The following is a 3,735-nucleotide window of genomic DNA, read 5'->3' on the forward strand; positions in this document are numbered from 1 at the left end:
CGCCCAATCGACCTGTGTCATCGAACAGGCCCAAGGCTTGGTTTTGAAGACATCGCTATATCGCTCGAGAAAGCGGCGATCGAAACTGGCGTTATGAGCGGCGACGAAAGCTGAAGACGCCGCAAAAGAGGCAACCTCAACCGGATCGATCTGGCAGCCAGCCACCATCGCGTTTGTGATTCCAGTAATCGCTGTGATCTCAGGCGGGATCGGCCGAGAAGGCTGGCGAAAGCCCTGGAAGCTCTGACCAATGCCATGAATACGCCCGTCGGGACTGTAGTAGAAGCGCGTCATAGCGAGTTCGATGATCTCGTCGTGACGGGGGTCCAATCCGGTAGTTTCGACGTCGACAAACAAACCGGTTCGTATCCCGTGCACATTCGGCTCAACCTGGGACGGTCGATTCTTCAGCTTGCGCAAAACACGATACTCTCCACTTTCCTCGAGCGCAGTCACCATCGCTTCTAAATCCACGCCATCTCCATTTGCTCTATCGGCCACCGTCTTCAGCGGTCGCATCAATCCTGGCGCTGCGAGACTTAGTCTGGTCATCCAAGGCTCCCAACTTCTCTTGCCTGCGCATCTTCCTCAAAAACAGCTTCAGATACTTGTAGGTGTTGGGGCGCTCCATCAGGCCCGCCATCCGTTTTCGCGCAACATCGTCAGCACGCAAAATTTCCAACACCTCGACCAAATACTCTTCAAGAATCTCGCGCGTTGCACCGTGGACAGCTGCATCCAGATAGACCGCGCGTGCTAGCTCGATAAGATTGATGAGCTCAGCGAACTCAAACTCGACTTGATCAGGTTTTTCCGCCTGGAGGTAACGCCCCCAGGCAGCACGCAACGCCTCGTATAACGAGACCAGCGTCGCAGCAGAAGTGTTGCAGTTAGAGCGCCAGACCGTAAAAACTGCTATGCCAAGCGCCGCGCCGGAAACAATCAGCGCCGTGACGTCCCAAAGGCTACCCATCCTTCTTTGAAGACTCAGATTGCACTGGCGCTGTAGCGGTTGGCGGAATTTTAGAAGATTGTGCTCGGCCGGCTTGGTTCATCGCTTGCCGTAGATGCCCCGTCGCCATGCCTCGCTTCTCATAATCATTCGGCATCATGCGGTTCATAAAGGCACCGTCCGGTGCGCGTGACTTGTCAGCCATCCGCCCCATCCTTCTGCTTGGCTGTCGTAGATGCTTTTCTAGGTGCTACTGGCGCTACAGTCGCCGCGAGTCGAGCGGCCACGCGCTCTTGCGCTAGACGAAGATGGCTAGTGCCGACACCAGCATTCACCTCCAACGAATTATGACCAAGATTCAAACCTCCGGTCGAACCGAACCCCGGGGGAAGTCGTCTCATCCCATCTGCTCCTCTTCACAACCCTAAACCAGATTAAGATAGGGAGAACATACGCCAAATTTGGTCGCATGATGGTGCTTTCCCAAAGCCGCCTAGTGCATTTTAGTTTTCAGCACTGAGAGTACTCAATCGCTTAAAAGCGCCAAGAACGGTCATACAGACCACATGGTGAATGCGACATTCGGCACGTGTTTCGGACGCCTGCTTTGTGGCACGATGCCTTATTCGGTTCTCCAACCTTATCGAAATCTCTGAAGGTCTGCATTTCGGCAAACGCCCCTGCCCTTTTGCACCCAAGAGGCCATTCCACAAAACCCTACCGTCAGCTCAATTACGGTTTGCTCCAAACGTCTAGCTTGCACGTTGACAAAGCCGCTCAGGTGCAAGAGACAACGCCCTCTATTTAAAGGGGATATTTCATGGGCAATGAACTCGACGAAGTCACGGGTATGGTCAATCAATCAGGCCGCGACATCAATGTCATTGAGAAGCAAATTCCAGTGACTGTCGGCGTCGGCTCGTTGATCTTCGAGATCACCCTTTGGATCATCATTCCTCTCGTCGCGCTGGCCGGCGTCGCCCTAGGGGTGGTTCCCCACCTGAACGGTGCCATCGTCGCAGCGCTAGGCGTCCTGCCCGGCCTGATCTTCCTGTTCATGAAGATCAACGCCCTAGCCTATCTTCGCAAGCTGCAACAAAAGATCCAAGCCGACGCATCCCAGATCGACAACTATCTGGAGCAGAGGGTCATTATCTTGAACAACGTCGTCGGCCTGCTGAACAAGGCGGTCGATTTGGACAAGGACGTGATGAAGAGCGTCGCCGCTCTGCGTAGCGGAGCCTCATCAGGCACAGATTCCCAACGCAACGCTGCCTCGGCCGAAATGGACAGCGTTCTGTCGCGCATTAATGTGGCATTCGAAGCCTATCCCGACCTGAAGGCCCACGCCACCATCGCCGATGCCATGCAGCAGAACAGTTATCTGCAAAAAGAAATCACCGCCGCGCGTACCCTCTACAATGATACCGTAGCGATCTGGAACCAGGACATCTTCGCCTGGCCGACCAAGCAAATCGTGGCCGCGCGCCAACGCTACACCACACGTATCCCCTTCACGGCGTCGGCTGAGACCAAGGCGGCGGCCCGGGGGACATTCTTCTGACTGGGCCAATGGCTGAGGACGTCCACGAACCTCTTGAACACTATCAGGCCTACCTGAAGGACGCCCATCTACAGCATACGGCTGACTACTTCGAGGACATGGTTCGCACTTCACGCGTTGATGAGGCGGCCAACAGCAAGACGGTTCAAGAAATCCGCGACTTGGAAAAGCGCGGAAAGGCCTCGGGCAACAACACACGATGGCTAAAGCTGCTGCGTATTGCCGTCTATGTGGCGGTCGCCGTAACCCTGTTCCTGGCCTATCGCCAACACCTGGCATGGCTGACGGGAGCGGCTGGTTTGCTGGCAGCCATCTTTGCCAAGCTAAACCCCATCATCAAAGCAGGCGACAACCACACTCAAGCCCTGATCACTGAGCGCGCTGAAAGAGAGGCCCTAGCCTGGGCCCAGATGTCAGCGTTGAACAGCCTTTTCGATTGGGACATCTTCGCAAAACTAGTCAGCAAAACCTTCCCCAAAATCGAGCTAGACCCCTATTTCAGCCACGCACGACTGATAAACTTACGGCAGTCCTATGGCTGGAACGACGCCTTTAACAACAGCCGGTCAGTGATGTTCGCCCATACGGGGATCGTCAGCGGCAACCCCTTTATCCTCGCCCAGACCCTGAACCACTGGATCGGATCAAAGACCTACAGCGGTAGCTTGACGATCCACTGGACTGAACAAGGTCGAGATTCCAACGGGCGCACGACCACTGTGTCGCGTTCCCAGACGCTGAAGGCTTCGGTCAACAAACCCTTCCCCAGTTATGAAACTGAGTCGATTCTAATCTACGGCAACCATGCGGCACCGGATTTGAACTTCTCTCGCCAGCCCTCGTCCCTGTCGGCACTGGATGATGGCGCCATCAACAAATGGCGCAAGAACCAGGCAATCAAGAAGCTGGAGACCAAGGCCCGTAAACTGTCGTCCGGATCTGGATTCACCCCCATGGCCAATCGCGAGTTCGACGCCCTTTTTGCTGCAGGTGATCGCGATCACGAAGTTCAGTTCCGTATGTTGTTCACTCCCCTCGCTCAGCAGGAAATGGTGAAAATCCTCAAGGACAAGCAAATCGGTTTCGGCGACAACTTCGTCTTCAGCAAGATGCAGAAAATCAATGCCGTCGAGCCTAAGCACCTAACCGGTATGGACATCAGCGCCTCGCCCGACAGCTTCCGCTTCTACGACCTGATGGTGGCGCGCGCCCATTTCAA

General features: G+C 55.2%; 4 protein-coding genes. 2 read left to right on the forward strand and 2 right to left on the reverse strand.

From position 1 onward, the window contains the following. Positions 1 to 519, reverse strand: a 519-nt coding sequence (locus RSB01_RS10985) for a 3'-5' exonuclease (protein WP_332625464.1), incomplete at its 3' end; no start/stop codon positions are given. Continuing rightward, positions 491 to 973, reverse strand: a complete 483-nt coding sequence (locus tag RSB01_RS10990) for a hypothetical protein (protein ID WP_332625465.1) — start codon at positions 971 to 973, stop codon at positions 491 to 493. The genes RSB01_RS10985 and RSB01_RS10990, both read right to left, overlap by 29 nt. Before the next feature lie 799 nt (positions 974 to 1,772). Between RSB01_RS10990 and RSB01_RS10995 the strand changes: the two genes are divergently transcribed. Together RSB01_RS10995 and RSB01_RS11000 are read left to right on the forward strand one after the other, a co-directional pair. Beyond that, a complete protein-coding gene (locus RSB01_RS10995; protein WP_332625467.1) occupies positions 1,773 to 2,516 on the forward strand; it encodes a LemA family protein in 744 nt (247 codons plus the stop codon). Positions 2,517 to 2,524: 8 nt separating this feature from the next. Further along, positions 2,525 to 3,735: hypothetical protein (locus RSB01_RS11000; protein WP_332625469.1), on the forward strand; the 1,211-nt coding region annotated here is incomplete at its 3' end.

Origin of the sequence: Brevundimonas sp., from assembly GCF_036659295.1 — a bacterium.
Taxonomy (GTDB): domain Bacteria; phylum Pseudomonadota; class Alphaproteobacteria; order Caulobacterales; family Caulobacteraceae; genus Brevundimonas.

Bases quoted from the DNA above. Each gene is read 5' to 3' on its own strand.
- RSB01_RS10990 (WP_332625465.1), bottom strand. From the start codon at position 973: ATGGGTAGCCTTTGGGACGTCACGGCGCTGATTGTTTCCGGCGCGGCG.
- RSB01_RS10995 (WP_332625467.1), top strand. From the start codon at position 1,773: ATGGGCAATGAACTCGACGAAGTCACGGGTATGGTCAATCAATCAGGC.